1 protein-coding gene is annotated in these 501 nt (G+C 67.9%); it reads left to right on the top strand.

What is annotated here, in order from left to right; all coding sequences use genetic code 11:
* Nucleotides 1-501, top strand: a 501-nt coding sequence (locus tag IE087_RS23450) for an AMP-binding protein (protein ID WP_189372015.1), incomplete at both ends; no start/stop codon positions are given.

Genomic DNA, 501 nt, shown 5'->3' on the forward strand with positions numbered 1-501 from the left:
CGATCTGTTTGACGCCGACACCGCGCAGGCCATCGCCGACCGCTACATCCGCCTGCTCGACGCAATCTGCGACGATCCCGACATCCGCATCGGCGACATCGACGTGCTGAGCGCCGCAGAACGGCAGCGCATCCTCGTCGACTGGAACGACACGGACCGCCCCGTGCCGCACGACACCGTCGCCGCATTGTTCGAGGCCCAGGCCGCGGCCGTGCCAACCGCCACCGCAGTGCTCTTTGAAGACACGCAGCTCAGCTACGCAGACCTCAACACCCGGGCCAACCAGGTCGCCCATGCCCTGATCGCACGCGGCATCGGACCCGAAGACATCGTCGGCATCTGCCAGCACCGCGCGCCCGAAATGATCGTGAGCCTGCTGGGCATCCTCAAGGCCGGCGCCGCCTACCTGCCGCTCGACCCGGACTATCCCGAAGACCGCCTGCGCTTCATGCTCCAGGATGCAGAACCCGCGCTGGTCCTGGCCCAGACGGCCACCACCGC

Source organism: Tateyamaria omphalii (assembly GCF_014651375.1).
Classification (GTDB): domain Bacteria; phylum Pseudomonadota; class Alphaproteobacteria; order Rhodobacterales; family Rhodobacteraceae; genus Tateyamaria; species Tateyamaria omphalii.